Source organism: Pseudomonas sp. NPDC086112, from assembly GCF_044746425.1.
Lineage (GTDB): Bacteria > Pseudomonadota > Gammaproteobacteria > Pseudomonadales > Pseudomonadaceae > Aquipseudomonas.
Genome location: NZ_JBIVCD010000004.1, coordinates 24,701 through 47,023 on the forward strand (window position 1 = coordinate 24,701; position 22,323 = coordinate 47,023).

Genomic DNA, 22,323 nt, shown 5'->3' on the forward strand with positions numbered 1-22,323 from the left:
CGAAATGAACGCCCCTTTGCAAGGCCACACGGCCAGCAAGCCGATCGCGGCAGCTCAAGCGCTGCTGTCGGTCGACCAGGTCAGCCTGGAATACCGCACGCCAGCGCGGGTGGTTCGAGCGACCCATCAGGTCAGTTTCGAGATCGATCCGGCGGACCGCTTTGTGCTGCTCGGTCCTTCGGGCTGCGGCAAGTCGACGTTGCTCAAAGCCGTTGCCGGGTTCATCCCGCCCTGTGAGGGTGAGATTCGCCTGCAAGGCCAGCGGGTCGATGCGCCAGGGCCAGACCGGATCGTGGTGTTCCAGGAGTTCGATCAACTGCCACCGTGGAAAACCGTCAAACAGAACGTGATGTTTGCGCTGCTCGCTTCCAAAACCCTCAAGCGCAAAGAGGCTGAAGAGCGGGCGCTGCATTATCTGGACAAAGTCGGTCTGGCGGCGTTTGCCGATGCCTACCCGCATACCTTGTCTGGCGGCATGAAAGCTCGCGTGGCCATTGCTCGCGCCTTGGCGATGCAGCCGAAGATCCTGTTGATGGACGAGCCCTTCGCCGCCCTCGACGCGCTGACCCGACGCAAGATGCAGGAAGAGTTGTTGCTGCTCTGGGAGGAGGTGCGTTTCACGTTGTTGTTCGTCACTCACTCCATCGAAGAGGCGTTGGTGGTGGGCAACCGGATTTTGCTGCTGTCGCCTCATCCGGGGCGGGTGCGGGCGGAAGTCCACAGCCATCAATACGACTTGCACAGCTTGGGTGGCGTGGCGTTCCAGGAATCGGCGCGGCGGATTCATCGGCTGTTGTTCGATGAAGGTCAGTCCCCGGAAACCGAGCGTGAGCTGGATTTCTCCGACATTCGCATCGCTTATTGAGCCATTGGAGGATTGCCCGATGAGCCATTCATCATCTGCGCGTAAAGAGTACGAAACGGTTTTGCAGCCGCTGACCAGCGTACCGCTGGAGCGTGAATTACCGCTCGGCCAGCGCCTCTGGCAGCAAGGCTGGCTACGCAAAAGCCTGATCCTGATTTTGCTCGCGGTGCTTTGGGAAGCCGTTGCCCGTTATCAGAACAACGACCTGCTGCTGCCGAGTTTTCTGCAAACCGCCAGCGCGCTGCGGGATGGCCTGCTCAGCGGCGAACTGCTGAGCAAGGTGTGGATTTCGCTGGTTGTTTTGCTCAAGGGTTACCTGATCGGCATCGTTCTGGCGTTTGTCCTGACGACGCTGGCGGTGTCGACCCGGTTCGGTCGCGATTTGCTGAGCACGCTGACCTCGATGTTCAACCCGTTGCCCGCGATTGCCCTGTTGCCGCTGGCGCTGCTGTGGTTTGGCCTGGGGCAGAACAGCCTGATTTTTGTACTGGTGCATTCGGTGCTCTGGGCGTTGGCCTTGAACACCTATGCCGGGTTTCTCGGTGTCTCGGAAACCTTGCGCATGGCCGGGCGCAATTACGGCCTCAAGGGCATCCGTTTCGTGTTGTTCATCCTGATCCCGGCCGCGTTGCCGTCGATTCTTGCCGGGCTGAAAATCGGCTGGGCCTTCGCCTGGCGTACGCTGATTGCTGCTGAATTGGTGTTTGGCGCTACCAGTGGCAAGGGTGGTTTGGGGTGGTACATCTTCCAGAATCGTAATGAGCTGTATACCGACAAGGTGTTTGCCGGGTTAGCGGTGGTGATTCTGATTGGGTTGCTGGTGGAAAACCTGGTGTTTGATACGTTGGAGCGGGTGACGGTGAAGCGGTGGGGGATGCAGCGGTAGGTTCTGCGGTGTCTGATCTGGCCCCATCGCGGTCTTCAAGTGGACACAGCATTTGTGTTCGACCGAAACTCCACTGTGGGGGCGAGCCTGCTAGCGATGGCGGTAGAACATTCAACGAATTTTTTCGATCCGCACTTTCCAATCGCCCACAAAAAAGGCCGTTTCTGTATAAGAACGGCCTTTGCGAAGTAGTTAAAGACCGGCGAAAAACACTTAAGTTCCGCCCAAAAAACAGTAACTTATAGAATTGTGCTCAAGTCGTGTTACTCGTCGGATTTCTATTGTCACAACCATGACACAGCCTCAGGATCGCGCCGTCATCCCCTTGAGGTTCCTCTATGAAGTTCTCCTCGATTCTCTTGTTGTCCCTTGGCCTGGTCAGTGGCTTCGCTTCTGCAGGCGGCACCACCGAAGCAGGTGTGGGCGGCGCATTGGGCGGGGTTCTTGGCTCGGTCGTCGGTCAATCGCTAGGCGGCAATACAGGTTCAACCATTGGCGCGGCCCTGGGCGGCGCGGGTGGTAGCGCAGTCGGCGCAGACAAACGCAGCCGTGGCGAAGCAGCCATTGGCGGTGCGTTGGGCGCAGCAGGCGGTAACGTGGTCGGCCGCAGCGTGGGCGGCACCACCGGCAGCCTGATCGGCTCCGCAGCAGGTGGCGGCGCCGGTGGCGCGCTGGGTAACTACATGGGCAACAAGAGCGATGACGACGATGATCGTCGTTCCTATCGTCGTGGTTATGATGATGACGATCGTGGTTACTACCGTCGCGGCCATCCAGGTCGTGGTCATGCCTATGGCCATCGCAAGCATAAACATCACTATCGCGACTGAGGCTTGAATCGCCTCGTTTACCGGTAGATCAAAAAATCGCAGCCCTCGGGCTGCGATTTTTTTTGCTCCTCAAACCGCTAGCCGCTCCAAGGCCCCGCGCAATCCGGCAGGAATTGCCACCGGTTGATTGGTGGTCCGATCCACAAACACATGCACGAAGCGCCCCGCCGCACAGGCTTCGTCTTCTCCTGCCTTGAACACCGCCAATTCGTATTGCACCGAGCTGTTGCCCAACTTGCCGACCCGCAGGCCGATCTCGATCCGGTCCGGGAAAGCGATAGAGGCAAAGTAGTCGCAGGCCGAACTCACCACAAACCCCACCACCTCGCCGTTATGGATATCCAGGCCACCGACTTCGATCAGGTAGGTGTTTACCGCCGTATCGAAAAAACTGTAGTAGGTGACATTGTTGACGTGACCGTAGGCGTCATTGTCGTGCCAGCGAGTGGTGATGGGCTGGAAGTGCGGGTAGTCGGTGCGTTGGGGCATCGGGTTGGACATCAGCGTCAGTTCCTGGGGTTGAACAGCGAGTCTAAGGTGTAAACCGCGTTATCGTTCTTCGCGAGCAAGCCCGCTCCCACATTCAATCTTTATTGGACACAGGTTTTGTGTACGTCTGAGATCCAGTGTGGGAGCGGGCTTGCTCGCGAAGGGGCCTTCACAAACGCCACATAAAATCACATGTCAGCGAACCCTCGCCCCTCTGCCGCCAGTTCACCAATCAACCGCGCCGGCGCCCAGTGATCGCCCTGCTTGGTCTCAAGCTGCAACAACCGCAGATGAATAGCTTCCAACCCTTGCTGATCCGCCCAGGCCATCGGCCCGCCCTTGTCCGCCGGGAAGCCATAACCGTTGAGATAGACCAGGTCGATGTCATGCGCCGATGCCGCGATGCCTTCCTGAAGAATCTTCGCCCCTTCGTTGACCAGCGCCAGCAAACAACGCTCTAGAACCTCTTCAGGGCCGATCTCGCGACGCTGGAACCCCAACCCTTCGCTGACTTTCAGTACCAGCGCATCGACTTCCAGATCGTGCTCAGCCTGACGACTGCCCGGTTCGTAGTGGTAATACCCATCGCCACTCTTCTGACCGAAACGCCCCAGCTCGCACAAGCGGTTGTCCACTTGAACCTCCGGCGCATCCTGGCCTTTGCCAGCCAACTCCCGAGCGCGCCACTCCAGGTCGATGCCAACCACGTCGTACATGCGGAACGGCCCCATGGCGAAACCAAAATCTTGCAGCGCCGCATCCACCTGATAAGGCAAGGCGCCCTCCAGCAGCATCTTGCGCGCTTCGAGCACGTACGGATGCAGCATGCGGTTGCCAATGAAGCCATGACAGTTGCCCGACACCACGCTGACCTTGCCCATGCGTTGGCCCAAGGCCAAGGCCGCATCGAGTACCGCCGGCTCCGTCTGGGCACCGCGCACGATCTCCAGCAATTTCATGATGTGCGCCGGGCTGAAGAAATGCAGGCCCAGGACCTGTTGCGGACGGCGAGTGACAGCAGCCATCGCGTCGATGTCCAGTGCCGAGGTATTGCTGGCCAGAATCGCTTCAGGTTTCATCACGCCGTCGAGTTCGCGGAAGATTTTCTGTTTCAACTCGAGGTTTTCGTAGACCGCTTCGATGACCAGATCGACATCGCGGATCGCTGCGTAATCAGCAGCCGCCGTTACCCGTGCAATGCGCGCATCCGCCTCGGCCTGATCGATCCGCCCCTGACGCACGTTGTGGGCGTAAGTCTCAGCCACGCTGGTCAGCGCTTGCTCAAGCATCTGCGGATTGTTATCGACCCATTGCACCGGCACCCCGGCGTTGGCCAGGCACATGACAATGCCACGGCCCATGGTGCCGGCGCCGATCACGGCGGCGCGCTGAATATCGAACGGTGTCTGGCTCATGATTGTTCTCTTGTTAGCGATCCAAAGACAGTCCTCACCATAGTCAGGCGCCGGGCTTTTTTGAAGTTTATTCCTGTGATGAGCGACATTCAGGGGATGGATAAGCTTTCAAAAACACCGATATCCCTGTGGGAGCGGGCTTGCTCGCGAAAGCGGTGTGTCAGGCAACATCAATGTTGATTCTGATGGCCTCTTCGCGAGCAAGCCCGCACACATTGACGGTGTTTCAACTTGGCAGGTGCGCTTGAGCCCAGTCGCGCACGTCGCCATACGGATAATCCTCCAACGCCGCAAACCCCGGAATCGAGCGCGCCTTGAGCTTGGTAAACAGCGGCACGCTGATCCCACATAGAAATCTTGTTACGCGCTCAGCCGAAGGGAGGTTGCCCGTGTGCTGCTCGTGCCTGTGGATAAAATCACCACACAGCGCCTCGAAATTTTTATCCACAAGCGCTGGCAATTCCGGTGGCGCTGGCAATCGCGCCACGTGACCGTGACACACGGAACAATGCCCACACTGCCGGGGTGCGTGATCGTCGCCGAAGTACTCGGCCAGGCGGTAACCCAGGCAGTGGTCGGTAGCGAACAGATCCAGCATGGCGTGAATTCGCGCGATCTCGGTGCGCTCGTGTTGGGTGAAGTAGGCGTGCAATTCAGCGCTCAGGGTTTGGGAATCAAAGTCCGCTTGCAGCAGGCTGTAGACCTCGGTCATCTGCTTGCTTTCGACCTCGACCCAGCCCTTTTCCTGAAAATAATCCAGCGCCTTGACCACCCGACTGCGCTCGGCGGAATACTGCTCATACAGCGCATCGAAATTCACCGTGGCCCAGGTCCGTGCGCGGCTGGAGGTCTGGATGATTGCCGAGACGAAGTCCTTTCGTTCACCTTCAAATCGGGCAAGCAATGCTTCGGGTTCCTGCAAATACTTGAAGCGGTATTCGGCGTAATAGGCATAACGCGGGGCGATCATTGCGCGCAGTTCCAGCTGCACCAGCAAAGTCTTGAGCGGTAACTGGCGAATGTTGCTCTGATCGGCCAAAGGTCCCAGCAGAAACTCCCATTGCCCCTCGGGCGCAGTGGCTTGCAACTCGTCGAGCACGCAACGAATGCCGTCCCGTTCCGGCGTGTCGCCATAGACGAAGTTTTCCAGCACGTTGAGGCTGTCGCGGTTGGCTAGCACCAGGCAATCGGATGGCTGCCCGTCACGCCCGGCGCGACCGATTTCCTGGCTGTAGTTTTCGATGGATTTAGGCAGGTCGAAATGCACCACGTTGCGGATATCGCTTTTATCGATGCCCATGCCAAAGGCAATGGTGGCGACGATGCAATTGGATTGCCCACCCATGAACCGCCGCTGGATTGCTTCGCGCTGTTCGTGCGGCAAACCGGCGTGATAGGCCTCGGCCTGAATGCCATTGCGCCCCAGATGTTCGGCGATGTGCTCGGCGGTTTTCTGCAGGGTGACGTAGACAATACTCGGCTGGCCGGGACGCTGGCTCATCCACTCGACAAGGCGTCGTCGCTTGTCCTGGCCGCGTACCGGTTCCACCAACAGATTGAGGTTGGGCCGGTAGAAACCGGTCGTCACCACATCCTCAGGGGCGATGGCGAATTTAGCCTGCATGTCGGCGATCACCTTGGGTGTCGCGGTGGCGGTCAGCAGCAGCGCCTGAGGGATATTGAACTGGCGCTGATAGTCCGGCAGCTTGAGGTAATCGGGGCGAAAGTTATGGCCCCATTCAGAGATGCAGTGGGCCTCGTCCACCACCAGCAGCGAGATCGGCACCTGCTGCAAAAAATGGCGGAAGCGCTCGTTCTTCAGGCGCTCTACGGAAATCATCAAAATCTTCAGCTCGCCGGACTTTGCCCGGGCCATCACATCGCTGGCGTCATCGCGGCTCTGGGCCGAATCGATACTGCCCGCCGCAATGCCGTGGCGCTGCAAGAACGCTAACTGATCCTGCATCAACGCCAGCAAAGGTGAGACCACCAACGTCAGGTGCGGCAGCAACAAGGCCGGCAGTTGATAGCAAAGGGACTTGCCCGAACCGGTCGGGAAAATCGCCGCCGCCGAGCGCCCGGCCAACACAGCACTGACCGCCGCCTCCTGGCCGGGTCGAAACTGTGGGTAACCGAAAACCTGTTCCAGGGTGTTGTGCATAAGCTGTCACTCCGTTGACCGCTGCGAAGCCCAAAGCCTAGCCGGCGAACGCAACGAGTCGAGAAAAGGTCGGGGTAAAAACGATACTGGATGATACAGCGGATAGGTCGGGGAGACTGCACGGCGCAGGGAATGGGGCGGCTGGCAGATCGTTTTCGCGAGCAAGCCCGCTCCCACATTAGACCGAGTTCCTACGTAAGAACGCGGTCAACTGTGGGAGCGGGCTTGCTCGCGAAGAGGCCAGCAATATCACCCAAAAAACATCAATAAAACATTAATAAAAAATCAGGGCACCAACACCGCCACCCGCAACTGCTCATCCAGCGCCTGCTCATGAAACACTCGGCTCTTGCTCGCCCAAACTGCATAAGCCGGGCTGATTTCGCCCGTGAACGCCGCCGCCAACTGACGCAAATCAGCGACGTTGCGCACACGTGGGCAGAAGAGTTCGCCGTCGCAATCCTGACTGGCATTGCGGTAGGTGACCAGCAACCGATCCCACAACCCCTCACGCACTTGTCTGACCGATTTGAGCTTCACAGCCTGCACACCCAGTCGCTGTTTCAGACCCTGTTCATCCAGCGCTTCGCTGGCCAGCAGCGCCTTGCCCACCATCAACACCTCGGCGCGGGATGCCGTGTCGACATCTGCCTGGGTGGTCAGGGCATCGGGCCAACCGGTGTGTTCGAGAGCCAGCGAATGACCCGCATCGGTAGCGCCCGCCATTCGCCAAACACCGGCCCATAACAACAAAATCGAGGCCATACGTAGCCATTGCATACCTAATTCCCTTTAAGAGTCGACTCAGACGTTTCGAAACGTCCTACAAAATCTGGCGCGCACCCTACGGAGGTTCAGTGCGCCACGCCTGACAATCCCGTAGGAATATCGACCTCTCGGGGGAAAAGCTTAAAAAATAGTCGGAACGTGCGTAGGAAAAGGTCGATAGCGCCGGTAAACCCCCTACAAAACCCGTCCATTTACGTCTTATTGCGACGCCTCGCTGCCGCCCTCTATAGTTTCCGACTCGGCTGAAAACACTGTGTCGGCCCGCCGGCGAGCCTGCCCGATTTCCCACAGGACTGACCTCGATGAACACGTTCCAACCGTTAACCAACCGCTATCGCCCGCTCAAAACCAGCTACAGCGAAACCCCCGTGCTGGTCATCGACACCCAAGCCAATCCTCACGAGATTCTCGACGCCGCCCAGCAACGCATCCGCGCCGCCAGCGATTTGCTCGAAACGCTCTATTGCCTGTGCTTCAAACAGGCTGACGTGAAAGACATTCCAAACATCGTCAGTGCGCTGTACCTGCTGACCCAGGATGGTCACGAATTGCTTGAAGTTGCCCGGCAGCGACTGCCGAGAATCACCACCAATTGATGCCAGAGCAAATCCAGAACCACATGAAGATCCCTGTGGGAGCCGGGCTTGCCCGCGATGAACGATAACGCGGTATGCCTGATGAAAAACGAAACATCCGATGCTCAACGACAACTCGATAAAGCGGCCTGCGGCACATGGTTCAGAGCACAAGTACAAGCCAGCCTCGACGACCCTCATCCCTGCATTCCCAATCAAGAAGTCAAACGCGTAATGGCAATTAAACGAGAGAAATTGCGGAAGGGATAAGTCCGTCAGCAACGGCCTATCAAAGCTTCATCCCGTTCCTACAACCGAAGACACCTTGTCGCCTATCGCTGCCCGCAACTCACACCTATAGTCGTGACTGTCGCTGCCAAATCAGCGGCTCGGGCTTGGTCACCCGAATGGATCATACTTACGCGTTCGCTGTATGCTGCCGGCACCTCAAGTGTCTGCACGCTTTATGGTGGCTGTGTTTGGGACGCCTTCGGGCGTGCCGGGTATGCGTGTGATCCTCACCGGTTGACCAACCTGAACACAGTCCACCTCCCATCGCTTGGTCACGATGGTGGTGGCTTCATTTGATGCATTTGAGGATAAACACAATGAATTCATGGAAACCGCTCACCGATCGTTACCGCCCACTCCAAACCAACCTCACCGATTCCCCGCCCCTGATCATCGACACAGAGGCCAACCCCCAGGACATCCTCGAAGCCGCCCTCCAGCGCATCCGAGCGTCCAGCGATCTCCTCAAAACCTTGCACTGCGTTTGCTTCAAACACGGCGACGTAGAAGACATCCCCCACATCACCCACGCGCTCTTCTTGCTGACCCAGGATGGCTGCGATCTGCTACAGGTCGCCCAGCAACGCATGATGGGCTGGAAAGCGCCTGCCTGACGTTAAGCACTAACAGGCAAGCCACGCCCTTGTGAGAGCTGGCTTGCCTGCGATGAATACACGCGTAATTTCAATTCTGAACACAAATCGCCAGACATCTATAAACGAACGTCAATCCAGGTAACGTCATCGTCCATGTCAGTGATAGCAATTTCAGGAGTCCTCAAAACCTCAGCCTGGAAAGCCTCGCTCATATCGGCCCAGAAACCGTCCGTAGCAAAAACTAGCCGCTCACCTGCCAGAGCATTTCGAATCACGATCTCCGGATCAGGCGCTTTGCCTATTTTGTAGCTTCGAGTAATCCGGTTACGCGCTGGATCGCACGCCAGCTCGCGGTGTGATCGGTCGCGCTTCCAATTGGCCAGGCAATGAGGCGTCGTTATCCACCCAATGCCCATCCCCGCATCAACTATCCCGCAGCCGCAGTCACCCTCGTAAGCAATCGTCAGCAAGCCGTTTGCGACAACTGCCACCAAGTAGCTGGTTGATCCGCAGAGCTCAGAAAATAGTGGGGCATGTAGATCAGTGAGCACTGACCGAATCAACTGTGTAGCCAACTCATGAGTATCGTCGCCGCTTCCCTGCTCGACTCTCGACTGATAGGTGTCCATCAGTCTCTGAACCAACCCTTGGGCAAGTTGACCGCTACCGGCCTTCGATGTGCCGTCCACAATAACGAATAGGCCTCTGACCCCATCGAACACTGCATCAGCGTAATCGCGATTTTCTTCCCTGGCCTGCCCTTTTACGGATCTGGTCGCGTAGATCATCCTAGTCGGCTCAACTCTTTCATACGTTGAAAAATGAGCTTGCCGCGTTCCGGGTTGGCTCTCACGGAGCTTGAGCTTTGAATCGCATAGTCAATGCCATTGAGTTTGGCCAGGTCCCCGACACCACTGGCAATGAACTGCACTAGCTCAGCATCAGCGCTCAAAATCTCTTCCAATAGCTCCGGCCGACCGTCGATTAAAATGACGATATCCTCCACATCCTTGTGATACGGATCTCCTTCGCCACGACCGCTGAAGGCTTCAAGCTTGGTGGCCAGGAAATAGGGTGGCTTGAAAATCTTAATAGCTGTCCCGCCTGGTAACACGAACGTCACCGCGTGAGCGAGCCCCTCTACGAACCAGCGGTTGGCATAGCCAAGCACCGCTGCATCTGACGGCATCACATCGACAATGATGTCGTTGAACCGGAATCGGCAATTGACCTCATCCTCTCCTGTGATCTTGAAGCCCTTAGCGGCCAAGCGCTGCGTTAACTTCTCCCAGGCTGGAATACCCGCAAGTTCAATCACCAAGTCAACGTCATCGGTGAAGCGAATATCGTCGAGCACAGCTTCATCTGTGACCAGCATTGCGGTTGTGCACCCGCCAACAAAGGCCACTTCCGATAAAAACTCATCCCCCAATCCCTGCGCGACGAACTCAATCATCTGGTAGTTGTGGTCAGCATTCGCACTCATAAACCCATACCTGCCTTCAGCAAATTAATGGCTACTTTGCTCTCCCTTGGTCCTCCAACCCTTACCGCATCAACAAGCGCCAGATAGTGATAAAGCGTCCGGTCCTTCTTCACGGCATCAGGCACAGTCTTGTACAGAGGCTCAATGGCTTGACCTCTCTCACTACCGATCGGATCGGGCCAGACGGGAATCAGATCACCTGCGCTTTTAAGGTGCCTGGACAGCGCCGGCGCGGCAAAGCCCGTCGGGATGCCACGGACAATTGCACCCAGCCTCACAGGGAAAAAATATTTGAGCGCATGCTCTGCAATACCCAGCAACGCTCGACGATTGACCTTCGGCAGAGAGGTTTCAAAATCATTGGTCAGAAGTCCTGCTTCGCGGCAACGAGCAATCGAATTTGATACCTCACTCTTGCTAAGTCCTAGTGAGGATGAAAGGGCTCTGAGTGAATAGCACTCGGCCCAACTGGTAATCGGCGTTTCCAGCGCAGGTTCATCCCACCCCTCCCAATCTGCCAGCGACTGCATACCCCATTCGGCCGTGTTCGAACCGAATACCCCCCAATCCGGGTGCTGGTCCTGCTCTGTAGGGCCGGCAGAAGCAGCCTCGGATTTTGAATCAGCGAAGGCACCATGCCCTGCTCCAGACACATTCAGGGCGAAACCTACGTTAGGGATCGGTGCACTGCCGATAGCGGGCGTCGAAACTGGCCCCCCCATTTGGAAGCCTTCTTCCTGCGCGTGGAGACTGACCATTTTGAACAGAAGAAAAATATCTTGACTCTTCATGAACCCAATCACTCCAAGTGTCCACATTCCATAAAACGTGGACACTTGTCGCATGCGTAAACTTTTATAGTCAAGGCATTTTTGTAACAGCACGACACCTATGCACCCACGCGCACTAGCTGACGCAAAGGCTCTCACGCTAACAAATGCGAAAAAACGAAGATGTAGGACGTGGTGTGGGAGATTTCCCAAAGCTGTAACAGCTTCTGAAACGACTGAGCCATTCGAATGCCGTCATGCTCAAGTCCATGCAATCATCCCCCATCGCATGCACTCCACGGACAGCACCATGAACCTCGCCCCCAACTTCCCCGACGACCACACCATGCACCTGCTCATGCAGCTGCTGCACGAAGAACTCGGCCTGCCTGAACGCAAAATGCTCAGCCTCAGCACCTCGATCAACTTCGACCTGGGTTGTGACGGTGCGGATGCGCGGCATTTGATGGAAGCGCTGGAGGAGCAGTTCGGGATCGACTTCGTGGATTACGATGCCTATCGCTACTTTCAGCCGGAAGGGTTTGATGTGTTTCTCAAGCGTCGGGCGAAGGGGCGCGGTGACAAGGTGCCGTTGACTATTGGCATGCTCTATCGAGCGATCAAGGTCCAACGGTGGGATACGCAGGAGTTGGAAGGCATCTGTTCGAACGCGTAAGTGGCATTATTCTGGCTGTTTAGCGCTTTTTCAGCTGGAATAATGGCAGTTGTATTTCTGATGGTCCGAATCGCGCCCACAAAAAAGCCGCCCTCAAAGGGCGGCTTTCTCTTACCTCAAACCACTACCGATACTTACAACTTCGGCCCAGCAGCCTTGATCGCGTCGCTTACATCAAACTTCTTGAAGTTCTCAACAAACAACCCAGCCAACGCTTTAGCAGCTTCATCGTAAGCAGCCTTGTCAGCCCAGGTGTTACGTGGGTTCAACAGGCCAGTCTCAACGCCCGGCACGGCAAGTGGCACGTCGAGGTTGATGGTGTCCAGGTGCTCAGTCTCGGCACCGACCAACGCGCCGCTCTGAATGGCAGCAATCACGCCACGAGTAGTCGGGATGTTGAAGCGTTTGCCGACGCCGTAGCCACCGCCGGTCCAGCCGGTGTTGACCAGGTAGACCTTGGAGCCGAAGCCGCGGATGCGTTTGATCAGCAGCTCTGCGTATTCGCCGGCCGGGCGCGGGAAGAACGGTGCGCCGAAGCAGGTGGAGAAGGTCGATTTGATGCCGCTGCCGGAACCCATTTCGGTCGAGCCCACCAGAGCGGTGTAGCCGGACAGGAAGTGGTAGGCCGCTTGTTCTTCGCTGAGGATCGACACTGGCGGCAAGACGCCGGTCAGGTCGCAGGTCAGGAAGATCACAGCGTTTGGCTCGCCACCGAGGTTCTTCTCGGAACGCTTCTCGACGTGCTCCAGCGGGTAGGCGGCGCGGCTGTTCTGGGTCAGGCTGCCGTCGGCGTAGTCAGCCTTCTTGGCGTCGTCCAACACCACGTTTTCCAGAACTGCGCCGTGTTTGATGGCTTTCCAGATGACGGGTTCGTTCTTCTCGGACAGGTCGATGCACTTGGCATAGCAACCGCCTTCGATGTTGAACACCACGCCCTCGCCCCAGCCGTGCTCGTCGTCACCGATCAGGTAACGGCTTTCGTCGGCGGACAGGGTGGTCTTGCCGGTGCCCGACAGACCGAAGAACAGGGTCACGTCGCCCGCTTCGCCGATGTTGGCAGCGCAGTGCATCGGCAGCACATCGGCGGCCGGCAGCAGGAAGTTCTGCACCGAGAACATGGCTTTCTTCATTTCGCCGGCGTAACGCATGCCCGCCAGCAGCACTTTCTTCTGGGCGAAGTTGATGATCACGCAACCATCGGAGTTGGTGCCGTCACGCTCTGGCACGCATTCGAAGTTGGCAACGTTGAGAACTTGCCACTCTTCACGGCCAGCCGGGTTGTACTGGGCCGGGTTGATGAACAGGCAGCGACCGAACAGGTTCTGCCAGGCAGTCTGGGTGGTCATCTTCACGGCCAGGTAGTGCTCTTCGGCAGCACCTACGTGCACGTGGGAAACGAAATGCTCTTGCGCGTTGTTGAAGGCCTCGACGCGAGCCCACAGGGCATCGAACTTGTCGGCCGGGAACTTGCGGTTGATCGGACCCCAGGCGATGGCGTCCTGGGTGGTCGGCTCTTCAACGATGAAACGATCGACTGGCGAACGGCCGGTACGGTGACCGGTGCGAACAACCAGCGCGCCGGTATCGGCAAGCTCGCCTTCACCGCGATTCAGGGCTTCTTTAACCAGATCATCAACACTCAGATCGGTGTACACGGCGTTATTGGCTTGCGTCATGAGGTTCCCCGTCGGCCAGTGGCCGAGTGCTCCAAACGTTTTGTAGTAGAAAGTCGTGCACTACTACCGCGAAAAAAGTGGGCCGGATTATGCCAGAAAAGCCCAAAAAGTGTAGGGTCCTCCCGTCAGAACGGCGTTATTCCGGCGTTAAGCAGTGAATTTACCTGCGCTGAAACGTTTTAGTGACGGGTATCTGACGGCGTATCGACCCCTGCACCAGCAAACAATTGGGTGATATCGGCTGCGTCGAACAGGTAACGTTCGTTGCAAAACTGACAATCGATCTCGATACGGCCGCCATGTTCTACGACCAGTTTCTGAGCATCTTCCAGACCCAAACTGACCAGCGCATTGCCCGAGCGTTCCCGAGAGCAGCTGCAACGGAAACGTAGTTTCTGCACATCGAACAGGCGTACTTGCTCTTCATGGTAGAGACGATGGAGCACGGTTTCGTTGTCCAGGCTCAGCAATTCATCGGCCGTCAGGGTACTGGCCAGGGCGGTGATGTGCTGCCAGCTGGCGGCGCGTTCTTCTTCGTCTTTCAGACGGTCGGCAGGCAATTGCTGCAGCAACAGACCACGGGCACGACGGCCATCGGCGTAGAGCCAGAAGCGGGTATTGGTTTGTTGGGACATGACGAAGTAGTTGGTGAAGCAATCGGCCAGGGTTTCACCGTCGAGATCGACGATGCCCTGATAGCGCTGGCCCTGAGTCGGGTCGACTGTCAGCGCCAAGACACCATTGGGCATCAGGTCGGCGAGGGTCGCATCCGGGGCAATCTGGTCGGCTTCGTAACGAGCCAGGCCACGAATTTCGCGCTCGCTGGAGCACTCGATCATCAGCAACGGCACCGGGCCTTCGGAACGGGCCTGCAGAATCAGCAAGCCATCGAACTTCAAGGTGCCAACCAGCAACGCTGCCGCGGCCATCAACTCGCCCAGCAGTTGTGCGACCGGCTCCGGATAGGCGTGTTTGGCGAGGACTTCGGCATAGCTACGCTCCAACCCAACCAGCTCGCCGCGGGTGTCGCTGTCATCGAAGATGAAGCGTTGGGTGTAGTCGTTATCCGATAGATGGGTCATAGGTCTGGGTATCTGAAAGGGTGACAAAAAAGAAAAATCGCGTCATTTCCGCATTTTTGGGCGGGCAACGTTCAGCCGTAAGGGCATTTTATGAACAATCCGGGGTTGTTCCAAGCAAGGTCAAACCTCGGTTTTCGACGAACGGTATTTTCGTTTTGCCGCTGTCGAGTACACCCATATGGCTGCACAGGTGCGCGATTGCAAGTCTGCGCCAAACGACGGTCACTACTCGTCGTTGCTGTTACCGCGAAACTTGAACAGATCCCGGCGCTGCTTCTTGCTCGGTTTGCCATCGGTGCTCACGCCCAATGCCCCGGCCTTGCGCATGGCCGCAGCCGCCTCGCGTTTGGCAATGCTGGCCTCGGTTTCAGCATAGAGCGCCTGAGCCTCTGGCGCGCCACGGCGCACAATCGACAGCGCCTGGACCACCACCGTGCGCTCCTCGAAGCCGGTGCGAATCTGAAACTCATCGCCGACCCTCGGCTCCTTGCCTGGCTTGCAGCGCTCGCCCCGGCAATGCACCTTGCCACTCTCAATCGCAGCCTTGGCCAAGGCACGTGTTTTATAAAAACGCGCGGCCCACAACCATTTATCGAGACGGACCTTGTCGTCCTCTTCGCTTTTTTGTGCCATTGGATGACCTCATTCTGAAATATCGATGAACTGTACTACCGTTTCTGTCGTGCCATGAATCGCCACGCTGTGGATTAGAATGCAGGCATTCCCCCGCACATTGAGGGATGGAAATTCGGGCAGTAGATATCTGTCGCCTTTTACCCATTATTCTGCGTGAATACCGCGAATTCGGCCGCACGCGGTCTGAGCGGTTTTTGCCGGTTGAGCACTTTTGAAGACATTTGACCATTTGACCGTTATCGGTCTGCGCGAGTGGGTGGCGCTCCCGGATTTGGGAGTCGCTGGCCTTCGGGCAAAAATCGACACCGGCGCCAGCACCTCCAGCCTGCATGCCACCGACATCGAGCCGTTCGAGCGCGACGGGGAACAGTGGGTGCGCTTCACTGCGCACCTGGGCACGGTGGTGCAACTGCGGCACCGGCGCTGCGAAGCCCCGCTGGTAACGAGGAAAACCATTAAAAGCTCCAATGGCCATGCGCAGATGCGCTATGTGGTCAGCACCACCCTGGCCCTCGGTGATCGGGTCTGGCGGGTCGAGTTCACCCTCGCCTGCCGCAAGTCCATGCGTTATCGCCTGTTACTCGGTTCCAAAGCCCTGATCGACGGCCAGTTGGTGGTCAATCCGGGCATCAAATATGTACAAGACAAGCCGGTGTTCCCGGTATCTACCTTCTCCACAGGTGTTGCATGAAGATCGCTGTGCTGTCGCGGAACCCGCGTCTGTATTCCACCCGTCGTCTGGTCGAAGCCGGTATAGAGCGTGGCCATGAAATGGTGGTGATCGACACCTTGCGCGCCTACATGAACATTGCCAGCCACAAGCCGCAGATCCACTACCGTGGCAAACCGCTGGAGGGTTTCGATGCAGTGATTCCGCGGATCGGTGCATCGGTGACATTTTACGGCTGCGCGGTGCTGCGCCAGTTCGAAATGATGGGGGTGTTTCCGCTCAACGAATCGGTAGCCATTGCCCGTTCGCGAGACAAACTGCGGTCGCTGCAATTGCTGTCGCGCCGGGGGATCGGTTTGCCGGTCACCGGCTTTGCCCACTCTCCGGATGACATTCCCGACTTGATCGAGATGGTCAACGGGGCGCCGCTGGTGATCAAGGTGCTGGAAGGCACTCAGGGCATCGGTGTGGTGCTGTGTGAAACGGCCACGGCGGCGGAATCGGTGATCGAGGCCTTCATGGGCCTGAAGCAAAACATCATGGTTCAGGAATACATCAAGGAAGCGGGCGGCGCGGACATTCGTTGCTTTGTGGTCGGCGACAAGGTGATCGCGGCGATGAAGCGCCAGGCCAAGCCGGGTGAGTTTCGCTCCAACCTGCATCGCGGTGGCAGTGCGAGCCTGATCAAGATCACACCGGAAGAACGCATGACCGCGTTGCGTGCAGCGAAGGTCATGGGATTGGCGGTGGCGGGGGTGGATATCCTGCGCTCCAACCATGGCCCGCTGGTGATGGAAGTGAACTCGTCGCCGGGGCTTGAAGGGATTGAAACCACCACCGGGAAGAATGTGGCGGGGATCATTATTGAGCATCTGGAGAAGAATGGCGGGCCGAATATGACTCGGACCAAAGGGAAGGGTTGAGTCTGAAAAGATCGCAGCCTCGCTTCGCTCGACAGCTCCTACAGGAAAATACGATCCCCCGTAGGAGCTGTCGAGCGAAGCGAGGCTGCGATCTTTAAAGCCGTTAAACCGCATCCCTCGGCAACATCAACCCAAGCGGCAACCGCACCCGCGCTTCCAGCCCACCACCGGAGCGGTTGCGCAGCTCGACATTCCCGCCATGCATCGAAGCGATCCGTTTCACGATCGCCAACCCCAACCCGGTCCCCTTACCACCCCGGGCCCGATCGCCACGGGTGAACGGGTTGAAGATCGCCTCCAGCTCCGACGGGTCGATTCCCGCGCCACGGTCCATGACGCTCAATACCACATACGGCGCACTGGAATCTCCAGACACATAAGCTGCCACTTCAACGCCGCTGCCGGCGTGATGCAGAGCATTGCCGATCAGGTTGTTCAGCAACCGTTTCATCGACACCCGACGCAACGGGAACGGCTGGATCGGTTCCAGGCGCAGGCGCACTCTCTCTTCGTTCTGGTTATACGGCGCGGCAACTTCGCGAACCAGCTCGCTCAGGTCCACTTCTTCCACCGACTCATCACGTCCGTCACGAATGAAGGCCAGGAACTGATCCAGAATCGCGTCCATGTCTTCGATGTCGCGGATCATGTCGTCTGTCAGGTCACTGTGGGCCCCCATCAGTTCCAGGGACAGCCGCAAACGGGTCAGGGGCGTGCGCAGGTCATGGGAGACCCCGGCCAGCATCAGTTCTCGCTCGCGGCCGGCCTGTTCGACGTCTTCAGCCATTTGGTTGAAGGCGCGATAAACCTCGGTCATTTCGCTCGGTGTATCGCTGATCGGCAGGCGCACGCTGCGGCCCTGACCCAGTTGCCTCGCGGCATAGACCAGGCGTTTTAGCGGTTGATTGAGCTGGCTGACGAAAATCCACGCCGAGGCGGTGGACAGCAGGCCAATGGCGAGGAACCAGCCGAGCACATTCCAGATTTTCTGGCCGCGCAATGGGTGCGGATACAACGGCACTTTCAGCCAGCCATCGCCCAGGCTGGGTGCGCGCACCCACAGCGCCGGCGGTGAGTGCATGCGTAATCGTACTTCGGTGTCGGCGCCCAGTTCGGCCTGCATTTGTCGCTGATAGATCTCGCTGTAGGGCCAGTGCTGTTCGCCTTCTGGCACACCGGCACCCACCACCCGGATCAGGGTCGCGGCATCGGCGATTTTGGTGCGGTTTTCTTCATCGGCGGCCCAATAGGCACGCAGCGTCAGGGCGACGCCATGGCTGTATTGGCGATCCACCAGCACATCTTCGTTCATCAACAGATAAACCAGGGTCAGCGCCTTGGAGAACAGGACGACGATCAGCACCAGCCACAGGGTGCGGGAGAAGAAGCTCTGGGGGAACCAAACAGGGGTTTTCATGAGTAACCGCTACACACTTGCAGGAGCGAGCATGCTCGCATATTGCGGATCACGGGTCTGCGGGAAAGGTCATCTGATCCCTTGCCCGCAAGACCCGCTCCTACAAATCACCGATCACTTCGTGGCGGCGCCATCCGGAACGAACACGTAACCCACGCCCCAGACAGTCTGGATGTAGCGTGGTTTGGATGGATCGGGCTCGATCATCCGGCGCAGACGGGAAATCTGCACGTCGATGGAACGCTCAAGGGCATCCCATTCGCGGCCACGGGCCAGGTTCATCAGTTTGTCGCGGGTCAGTGGTTGACGCGCGTTCATGACCAGCGCCTTGAGCACCGCAAACTCACCGGTGGTGAGCATATGCACTTCGTCGCCGCGCTTGAGTTCGCGGGTGGCCAGGGACAGTTCGTAGTCACCGAAGGTCACGCTTTCGTCTTCGCTGCCCGGGGCGCCCGGCACCGGTGCCGCCTGACGACGCAGAACCGCTTTGACCCGAGCCATCAGCTCGTCCGGGTTGAACGGCTTGGCCAGGTAATCGTCGGCGCCCAGTTCCAGGCCCTTGATGCGGCTGAGCTCATCGCCCTTGGCGGTGAGCATGATGATCGGAATCTGATTGTTCGCCGTGCGCAAGCGGCGGCAAGCGGTCAGGCCGTCTTCGCCGGGCAGCATCAGGTCGAGGACCACCAGGTTGAACACTTCACGCGCCAGCAGGCGGTCCATTTGTTCCGTGTTCGGGACGGCGCGGGCACGGTAGCCCTTGCTGACGAAAAAGCGCTCCAGCAGGCTGCTCAGCCCGGGATCGTCGTCAACAATAAGAATTTTTTCGCCTTCAGCAATGTTTGCAGTGCTGCTCATTGGATGCTCCTTTGATCTCGGCGCGCATTATGGCGTAGCTGCCGTTATACGCACCGTGTGCATTGTTAGCAGATTTTTCCTTCACCGCCAGAAAACCGGGCATTGTGCCTACAACCCGCGATGCCCCCGAATGGATAGAACGCTGGTTATAATGCGCGGCCTTTTGTGTCAGGCAACGTCTGATCGTTACTGTAAGCAGCCGCTTTTTTTTTCATGGCACTGGCAGTAATTGTTCGATTTCACGGGTCAACGGGAAGCCTGTTGGCTCAGGTAGCGGCGCTCGCCAGGCCGCTCAACCAGACTCGCCGAGCCTTTATCTCTGCGCCTGCGAGCCTGCTTTCACAATTTGTCAGGTGGTTTTATGGACAGCATCAACAGCCGCATCGCCGAGGAACTCGGTGTACGCCCACAACAGGTCGAAGCGGCCGTCGCGCTACTCGATGAAGGCTCCACGGTGCCCTTCATCGCCCGCTACCGGAAAGAAGTGACCGGCAGCCTCGATGACATCCAGTTGCGTCATCTGGAAGAGCGTCTGCGCTACCTGCGAGAACTCGACGAACGGCGGATCAGCATCCTTGCCAGCATTCAAGAGCAGGGCAAACTGACCCCGCAACTCGAACGCGACATCAAACTCGCCGACACCAAGACCCGTCTCGAAGACTTGTACCTGCCGTACAAGCAGAAGCGCCGCACCAAGGGCCAGATCGCCCTGGAAGCCGGCCTCGGCGAGCTGGCCGACGGTCTGTTCAACGACCCGACCCTGAACCCTGAAGCCGAAGCCGCGCGTTTCATCGACACCGAAAAAGGCGTGGCCGATGTGAAAGCCGCCCTTGAAGGCGCCAAGTACATCCTCATGGAGCGCTTCGCCGAAGACGCTGGCCTGCTGGACAAATTGCGCAACTACCTCAAGCAGGAAGCCACCCTCAGTGCCCGCGTGATTGCTGGCAAGGAAGAGGAAGGTGCCAAGTTCCGCGACTATTTCGAACACGACGAACCGCTGAAAAGCATGCCATCGCACCGCGCGCTGGCGATTTTCCGTGGCCGCAACGAAGGCATTCTCAGTTCCGCGCTGAAAGTCGGCGATGAACTGCCGGGCACCATGCACCCGTGCGAAGGCATGATCGGCCAGCAATTCGGCATCCAGAACCAGAACCGTGCTGCCGACAAATGGCTGGGCGAAGTGGTGCGCTGGACCTGGAAGGTCAAGCTGTACACCCATCTGGAAACCGACCTGCTGGGCGAGCTGCGCGACGGCGCAGAAACCGAAGCAATCAACGTGTTCGCACACAACCTGCACGACTTGCTGCTGTCGGCCCCGGCCGGCCCGCGCGCCACCCTGGGCCTCGACCCGGGCCTGCGCACCGGCTGCAAGGTCGCCGTGGTCGATGCCACCGGCAAGCTGCTGGATCACGCCACGGTTTACCCGCACGTACCGCACAACAAATGGGACCAGACCCTCGCAATTCTGGCGGCCCTGTGCGCCAAGCATTCGGTGGACCTGATTGCCATTGGCAACGGCACCGCCAGCCGTGAAACCGACAAACTCGCCGCTGAGCTGATCAAAAAATACCCAGCCATGAAGATGACCAAAGTCATGGTCTCCGAGGCCGGCGCATCGGTTTACTCGGCGTCGGAACTGGCTTCCAAGGAATTCCCGGACCTCGACGTGTCGATCCGTGGGGCGGTGTCGATTGCCCGTCGCCTGCAGGATCCGCTGGCCGAGCTGGTGAAGATCGATCCGAAATCCATCGGCGTCGGCCAGTACCAGCACGACGTGTCGCAGCTGAAACTGGCGCGCGGCCTGGACGCGGTGGTCGAGGACTGTGTGAACGCCGTCGGCGTCGACGTCAACACCGCTTCCGTGGCGCTGCTGGCGCGCATCTCCGGCCTCAACGCGACCCTGGCGCAGAACATCGTCAGCCACCGCGACGAGCACGGCGCGTTCAAAACCCGTGCGGCGTTGAAGAAAGTTGCGCGCCTGGGTGAAAAAACCTTCGAACAGGCTGCGGGTTTCTTGCGTGTAATGAATGGCGACAACCCGCTGGATTCGTCCGCGGTTCACCCGGAAGCCTATCCGCTGGTGCAGCGCATTGCCGCTGAAACCGACCGCGACATTCGCTCGCTGATCGGCGACGCGAGCTTCCTCAAGCGTCTCGATCCGAAGAAGTACACCGACGAAACGTTCGGTCTGCCAACGGTCACCGACATCCTGCAAGAGCTGGAAAAACCCGGTCGCGACCCGCGTCCCGAGTTCAAGACCGCCGAGTTCCAGGAAGGCGTCGAGGACCTCAAGGACTTGCAACTGGGGATGATCCTCGAAGGCGTGGTCACCAACGTGACCAACTTCGGCGCCTTCGTCGACATCGGCGTGCATCAGGACGGGCTGGTGCATATTTCCGCGCTGTCGGAGAAGTTCATCAAGGATCCGCGCGAAGCGGTGAAGGCCGGTGATGTGGTCAAGGTGAAGGTCATGGAAGTCGATATCCCGCGCAAACGCGTTGGCCTGTCGATGCGCATGAGCGACACACCGGGCGAGAAAATCGACGGTGCCCGTGGCGCGCGTCCGGGTTCGGCACCACGCCCATCCCAGAACACTGCACCGCGCAAGGAAACCACGGCAGCAGCCCCGGCCAACAACGCCATGGCCTCGCTGTTCGCTAACGCCAAACAGTTGAAAAAACGCTGATGGAGATCCCGGCCGGCTTGACCGAAAGCGCGTTTTTCAAGCTGCTGGGATGTCGCTTGCACAGCCTGGAAACCGGGGTGGCGCAAGTCGCCCTGGTGCTTGCGCCAGAACTGCGCAATCGCGGCGGCAAACTGCACGGCGGCGCTTTGTTCAGTCTGGTGGACATTGCCATGGGGCTGGCCTGCTCCAGCACCCACGGCTTTGACCAGCAGAGCGCAACCATCGAGTGCAAGATCAACTACATCCGCGCCGTCTCCGACGGTGAAGTGATGTGCACGGCACGGGTAATCCATCCGGGCCGCCGCACGCTGGTGGTCGAAGCCGATGTGATGCAAGGCGACAAACTGGTCGCAAAAGCACAAGGCACGTTCGCTGTCCTGTAGCCCCCAATCATCAATTTGAGTTAATTTCGGCGCTGTGACTGCAGCGTCGGAGTTTTCTGTGGGAGCGGGCTTGCTCGCGAAGGCGGTGTATCAGGCAACTTCAGTGTTGACGGACACGCCCTCTTCGCGAGCAAGCCCGCTCCCACAGGGGATTGCGGCGATCAAT

General features: G+C 58.3%; 23 protein-coding genes. 11 read left to right on the forward strand and 12 right to left on the reverse strand.

Translation table 11 applies throughout. From position 1 onward, the window contains the following. Positions 1-4 precede the first annotated feature (4 nt). The 3 genes from ACIPLA_RS04320 (at position 5) to ACIPLA_RS04330 (ending at position 2,581) form a co-directional block, all read left to right on the forward strand. On the forward strand, positions 5-865 hold the full coding sequence (locus ACIPLA_RS04320) for an ABC transporter ATP-binding protein (RefSeq protein ID WP_218399315.1): 861 nt from the start codon (positions 5-7) through the stop codon (positions 863-865). Between the two features lie 19 nt (positions 866-884). Continuing rightward, positions 885-1,751, forward strand: a complete 867-nt coding sequence (locus tag ACIPLA_RS04325) for an ABC transporter permease (RefSeq protein WP_218399314.1) — start codon at positions 885-887, stop codon at positions 1,749-1,751. 338 nt (positions 1,752-2,089) lie between these two features. After that, complete coding sequence (locus ACIPLA_RS04330) at positions 2,090-2,581, forward strand: glycine zipper domain-containing protein (RefSeq protein ID WP_218399313.1); 492 nt, start codon at positions 2,090-2,092, stop codon at positions 2,579-2,581. A gap of 69 nt (positions 2,582-2,650) precedes the next feature. Here ACIPLA_RS04330 and ACIPLA_RS04335 read toward each other — a convergent pair whose 3' ends face one another. The 4 genes from ACIPLA_RS04335 to ACIPLA_RS04350 form a co-directional block, all read right to left on the reverse strand. Next, entirely contained in the window at positions 2,651-3,082 is a 432-nt protein-coding gene (locus ACIPLA_RS04335; protein ID WP_218399312.1) for a thioesterase family protein, read from the reverse strand. A gap of 176 nt (positions 3,083-3,258) precedes the next feature. Continuing rightward, a complete protein-coding gene (locus tag ACIPLA_RS04340; protein WP_401171777.1) occupies positions 3,259-4,485 on the reverse strand; it encodes a 3-hydroxyacyl-CoA dehydrogenase NAD-binding domain-containing protein in 1,227 nt (408 codons plus the stop codon). A gap of 226 nt (positions 4,486-4,711) precedes the next feature. Then, on the reverse strand, positions 4,712-6,646 hold the full coding sequence (locus ACIPLA_RS04345; RefSeq protein WP_123498165.1) for an ATP-dependent DNA helicase RecQ: 1,935 nt from the start codon (positions 6,644-6,646) through the stop codon (positions 4,712-4,714). A gap of 285 nt (positions 6,647-6,931) precedes the next feature. After that, positions 6,932-7,426 (reverse strand): polysaccharide deacetylase, encoded by a 495-nt coding sequence (locus tag ACIPLA_RS04350; protein ID WP_123498167.1) that lies wholly within the window; start codon positions 7,424-7,426, stop codon positions 6,932-6,934. Positions 7,427-7,737: 311 nt separating this feature from the next. Between ACIPLA_RS04350 and ACIPLA_RS04355 the strand changes: the two genes are divergently transcribed. From ACIPLA_RS04355 to ACIPLA_RS04365, 3 genes are all read left to right on the forward strand, one after another. Beyond that, on the forward strand, positions 7,738-8,031 hold the full coding sequence (locus tag ACIPLA_RS04355) for a hypothetical protein (RefSeq protein ID WP_008076544.1): 294 nt from the start codon (positions 7,738-7,740) through the stop codon (positions 8,029-8,031). Positions 8,032-8,112: 81 nt separating this feature from the next. Continuing rightward, positions 8,113-8,280, forward strand: coding sequence for a hypothetical protein (locus ACIPLA_RS04360; RefSeq protein WP_401171782.1), 168 nt, complete (start codon positions 8,113-8,115; stop codon positions 8,278-8,280). 338 nt (positions 8,281-8,618) lie between these two features. Continuing rightward, a complete protein-coding gene (locus ACIPLA_RS04365) occupies positions 8,619-8,915 on the forward strand; it encodes a hypothetical protein (protein ID WP_192346420.1) in 297 nt (98 codons plus the stop codon). Positions 8,916-9,013: 98 nt separating this feature from the next. Here the strand turns inward: ACIPLA_RS04365 and ACIPLA_RS04370 are convergent, their stop codons facing one another. From ACIPLA_RS04370 to ACIPLA_RS04380, 3 genes are read right to left on the reverse strand one after another with little or no spacing between them, the layout of a single operon-like run. Further along, a complete protein-coding gene (locus ACIPLA_RS04370; RefSeq protein WP_192346422.1) occupies positions 9,014-9,685 on the reverse strand; it encodes a PP2C family serine/threonine-protein phosphatase in 672 nt (223 codons plus the stop codon). After that, positions 9,682-10,383, reverse strand: coding sequence for a hypothetical protein (locus ACIPLA_RS04375; RefSeq protein ID WP_192346424.1), 702 nt, complete (start codon positions 10,381-10,383; stop codon positions 9,682-9,684). Before ACIPLA_RS04375 ends, ACIPLA_RS04370 begins: the two co-directional genes overlap by 4 nt. Further along, positions 10,380-11,228: a MarR family transcriptional regulator gene (locus tag ACIPLA_RS04380; RefSeq protein ID WP_401172055.1), complete on the reverse strand. Its 849-nt coding sequence runs from the start codon at positions 11,226-11,228 to the stop codon at positions 10,380-10,382. Before ACIPLA_RS04380 ends, ACIPLA_RS04375 begins: the two co-directional genes overlap by 4 nt. Positions 11,229-11,463: 235 nt before the next feature. Here ACIPLA_RS04380 and ACIPLA_RS04385 point away from each other — a divergent pair, with 235 nt between their 5' ends. Beyond that, positions 11,464-11,829: a DUF1493 family protein gene (locus ACIPLA_RS04385; RefSeq protein ID WP_218399309.1), complete on the forward strand. Its 366-nt coding sequence runs from the start codon at positions 11,464-11,466 to the stop codon at positions 11,827-11,829. Between the two features lie 134 nt (positions 11,830-11,963). Here the strand turns inward: ACIPLA_RS04385 and ACIPLA_RS04390 are convergent, their stop codons facing one another. The 3 genes from ACIPLA_RS04390 to ACIPLA_RS04400 all read right to left on the reverse strand — a co-directional run bounded on the left by ACIPLA_RS04390 (position 11,964) and on the right by ACIPLA_RS04400 (position 15,220). Further along, the gene (locus ACIPLA_RS04390) at positions 11,964-13,505 is read right to left on the reverse strand and encodes a phosphoenolpyruvate carboxykinase (RefSeq protein ID WP_401171787.1); all 1,542 of its coding nucleotides are present in this window, start codon (positions 13,503-13,505) and stop codon (positions 11,964-11,966) included. Between the two features lie 179 nt (positions 13,506-13,684). After that, entirely contained in the window at positions 13,685-14,587 is a 903-nt protein-coding gene (gene hslO, locus ACIPLA_RS04395; RefSeq protein ID WP_218399308.1) for an Hsp33 family molecular chaperone HslO, read from the reverse strand. A gap of 225 nt (positions 14,588-14,812) precedes the next feature. Further along, a complete protein-coding gene (locus ACIPLA_RS04400) occupies positions 14,813-15,220 on the reverse strand; it encodes an RNA-binding S4 domain-containing protein (RefSeq protein WP_007903079.1) in 408 nt (135 codons plus the stop codon). A 232-nt stretch (positions 15,221-15,452) separates the two neighbouring features. On the opposite strand from ACIPLA_RS04400, the gene ACIPLA_RS04405 reads away from it, so the two are divergent. Both ACIPLA_RS04405 and rimK read left to right on the forward strand, forming a co-directional pair. After that, positions 15,453-15,914, forward strand: a complete 462-nt coding sequence (locus ACIPLA_RS04405; protein WP_173667533.1) for an ATP-dependent zinc protease — start codon at positions 15,453-15,455, stop codon at positions 15,912-15,914. Beyond that, entirely contained in the window at positions 15,911-16,816 is a 906-nt protein-coding gene (gene rimK, locus ACIPLA_RS04410; RefSeq protein WP_007903081.1) for a 30S ribosomal protein S6--L-glutamate ligase, read from the forward strand. The genes ACIPLA_RS04405 and rimK overlap by 4 nt, the downstream gene beginning before the upstream one ends. Positions 16,817-16,919: 103 nt before the next feature. On the opposite strand, the gene ACIPLA_RS04415 is transcribed toward rimK, so the two are convergent. Together ACIPLA_RS04415 and ompR are read right to left on the reverse strand one after the other, a co-directional pair. Further along, positions 16,920-18,233 (reverse strand): ATP-binding protein, encoded by a 1,314-nt coding sequence (locus ACIPLA_RS04415; protein ID WP_401171792.1) that lies wholly within the window; start codon positions 18,231-18,233, stop codon positions 16,920-16,922. Between the two features lie 114 nt (positions 18,234-18,347). Continuing rightward, complete coding sequence (gene ompR / locus ACIPLA_RS04420) at positions 18,348-19,088, reverse strand: two-component system response regulator OmpR (RefSeq protein WP_007903084.1); 741 nt, start codon at positions 19,086-19,088, stop codon at positions 18,348-18,350. A gap of 361 nt (positions 19,089-19,449) precedes the next feature. Between ompR and ACIPLA_RS04425 the strand changes: the two genes are divergently transcribed. Together ACIPLA_RS04425 and ACIPLA_RS04430 are read left to right on the forward strand one after the other, a co-directional pair. After that, positions 19,450-21,774: a Tex family protein gene (locus ACIPLA_RS04425; RefSeq protein ID WP_218399307.1), complete on the forward strand. Its 2,325-nt coding sequence runs from the start codon at positions 19,450-19,452 to the stop codon at positions 21,772-21,774. Continuing rightward, positions 21,774-22,157, forward strand: coding sequence for a PaaI family thioesterase (locus tag ACIPLA_RS04430; protein ID WP_401171797.1), 384 nt, complete (start codon positions 21,774-21,776; stop codon positions 22,155-22,157). Before ACIPLA_RS04425 ends, ACIPLA_RS04430 begins: the two co-directional genes overlap by 1 nt. Positions 22,158-22,323 lie beyond the last annotated feature (166 nt).

Bases quoted from the DNA above. Each gene is read 5' to 3' on its own strand.
- ACIPLA_RS04430 (WP_401171797.1), top strand. From the start codon at position 21,774: ATGGAGATCCCGGCCGGCTTGACCGAAAGCGCGTTTTTCAAGCTGCTG.
- ACIPLA_RS04370 (WP_192346422.1), bottom strand. From the start codon at position 9,685: ATGATCTACGCGACCAGATCCGTAAAAGGGCAGGCCAGGGAAGAAAAT.
- ACIPLA_RS04365 (WP_192346420.1), top strand. From the start codon at position 8,619: ATGAATTCATGGAAACCGCTCACCGATCGTTACCGCCCACTCCAAACC.
- rimK (WP_007903081.1), top strand. From the start codon at position 15,911: ATGAAGATCGCTGTGCTGTCGCGGAACCCGCGTCTGTATTCCACCCGT.
- ACIPLA_RS04340 (WP_401171777.1), bottom strand. From the start codon at position 4,485: ATGAGCCAGACACCGTTCGATATTCAGCGCGCCGCCGTGATCGGCGCC.
- ACIPLA_RS04345 (WP_123498165.1), bottom strand. From the start codon at position 6,646: ATGCACAACACCCTGGAACAGGTTTTCGGTTACCCACAGTTTCGACCC.
- ACIPLA_RS04360 (WP_401171782.1), top strand. From the start codon at position 8,113: ATGAAAAACGAAACATCCGATGCTCAACGACAACTCGATAAAGCGGCC.
- ACIPLA_RS04390 (WP_401171787.1), bottom strand. From the start codon at position 13,505: ATGACGCAAGCCAATAACGCCGTGTACACCGATCTGAGTGTTGATGAT.
- ACIPLA_RS04330 (WP_218399313.1), top strand. From the start codon at position 2,090: ATGAAGTTCTCCTCGATTCTCTTGTTGTCCCTTGGCCTGGTCAGTGGC.
- hslO (WP_218399308.1), bottom strand. From the start codon at position 14,587: ATGACCCATCTATCGGATAACGACTACACCCAACGCTTCATCTTCGAT.
- ACIPLA_RS04350 (WP_123498167.1), bottom strand. From the start codon at position 7,426: ATGCAATGGCTACGTATGGCCTCGATTTTGTTGTTATGGGCCGGTGTT.
- ACIPLA_RS04415 (WP_401171792.1), bottom strand. From the start codon at position 18,233: ATGAAAACCCCTGTTTGGTTCCCCCAGAGCTTCTTCTCCCGCACCCTG.
- ACIPLA_RS04335 (WP_218399312.1), bottom strand. From the start codon at position 3,082: ATGTCCAACCCGATGCCCCAACGCACCGACTACCCGCACTTCCAGCCC.
- ACIPLA_RS04375 (WP_192346424.1), bottom strand. From the start codon at position 10,383: ATGAGTGCGAATGCTGACCACAACTACCAGATGATTGAGTTCGTCGCG.
- ACIPLA_RS04425 (WP_218399307.1), top strand. From the start codon at position 19,450: ATGGACAGCATCAACAGCCGCATCGCCGAGGAACTCGGTGTACGCCCA.
- ACIPLA_RS04385 (WP_218399309.1), top strand. From the start codon at position 11,464: ATGAACCTCGCCCCCAACTTCCCCGACGACCACACCATGCACCTGCTC.
- ACIPLA_RS04325 (WP_218399314.1), top strand. From the start codon at position 885: ATGAGCCATTCATCATCTGCGCGTAAAGAGTACGAAACGGTTTTGCAG.
- ACIPLA_RS04320 (WP_218399315.1), top strand. From the start codon at position 5: ATGAACGCCCCTTTGCAAGGCCACACGGCCAGCAAGCCGATCGCGGCA.
- ACIPLA_RS04355 (WP_008076544.1), top strand. From the start codon at position 7,738: ATGAACACGTTCCAACCGTTAACCAACCGCTATCGCCCGCTCAAAACC.
- ACIPLA_RS04400 (WP_007903079.1), bottom strand. From the start codon at position 15,220: ATGGCACAAAAAAGCGAAGAGGACGACAAGGTCCGTCTCGATAAATGG.
- ompR (WP_007903084.1), bottom strand. From the start codon at position 19,088: ATGAGCAGCACTGCAAACATTGCTGAAGGCGAAAAAATTCTTATTGTT.
- ACIPLA_RS04380 (WP_401172055.1), bottom strand. From the start codon at position 11,228: ATGCGACAAGTGTCCACGTTTTATGGAATGTGGACACTTGGAGTGATT.